Source organism: Paenibacillus sp. E194 (genome assembly GCF_000935845.1).
In the GTDB taxonomy this organism is placed as follows: domain Bacteria; phylum Bacillota; class Bacilli; order Paenibacillales; family Paenibacillaceae; genus Paenibacillus_B; species Paenibacillus_B alvei_B.
This window is the reverse complement of sequence record NZ_JMDX01000525.1, coordinates 1-843: the sequence shown is the minus strand read 5'-3', so window position 1 is coordinate 843 and position 843 is coordinate 1. Positions and strand designations below refer to the sequence as shown.

At 50.5% G+C, this 843-nt stretch carries 2 protein-coding genes; both read left to right on the top strand.

Going from position 1 to position 843, the window contains the following annotated elements:
* The coding region (locus AZ66_RS32270) for a hypothetical protein (RefSeq protein WP_044358202.1) at positions 1–217 on the top strand (217 nt) is incomplete at its 5' end.
* Positions 214–843: condensation domain-containing protein (locus AZ66_RS29360; RefSeq protein WP_044358201.1), on the top strand; the 630-nt coding region annotated here is incomplete at its 3' end. The genes AZ66_RS32270 and AZ66_RS29360, both read left to right, overlap by 4 nt.

Here is an 843-nt window from a genome sequence, read left to right as displayed (position 1 = left end):
CCAAGCAGAGATTCCTTTACATGTCCTGTTTGATGCGCCTACTGTTGCGGCTTTAACCGCCAAGCTTGAAGACATGGGAATGACGGAAATGGAATCGGAAACGGAAATGGATCCAGTTCTCCTGTCCGAACTTCTGACCGAGCTGGAAAACTTGCCAGAAGAAGAACGAGAAGCTGTTATGCGCGAACTGCCCCATAAGGAGGATGCATGGGTATGACGGATTTGCGGGATCGTTTAGCCTCGTTATCTCCCGAGCAGCAAAGAATGTTGGCAGCCCGGCTGGCCAAGGACAAGGCACCGCGCAAACCGCCCATTAAGCCGCAGTCAAGGAAGCCCGCTGGATCCGTTATGTCATTTGCTCAACAACGATTATGGCTGCTTCATCAGCTTGAACCGGGCATGAATCATTATCATATTCCGTTAGCGTTCGAATGTATCGGGGAGTTGGACATAACGGCCATACAGTGGGCGTGGATCGAAGTCATCCGCCGCCACGAATCATTGAGAACGCGCTTTTCAACGATGGAAAATGCGCCAGTACAAATTATTGAGCCGATCGACACCGTTCAACCAATGAAAGAATTCGATTTGTTCGCAGATGATCGCGTCGAGGACAAATACCTGGAAGCTCGCCGTATAATCCATGAAGAGGCAGCCAAGCCGTTTGACTTGGAACATGGGCATCCGTGCCGGAGCTTGCTTGTCAAAACCGGCAAACAGGAGAATTTTCTCCTGTTTGCCTTCCATCATATCGTGTTTGATGGTTGGTCTCTGGGCGTATTTCAACAGGAGCTGCTAACGTTCTATTCCTGCTATTCGCAGGGAAAGCCGTCTCCCCTGCCT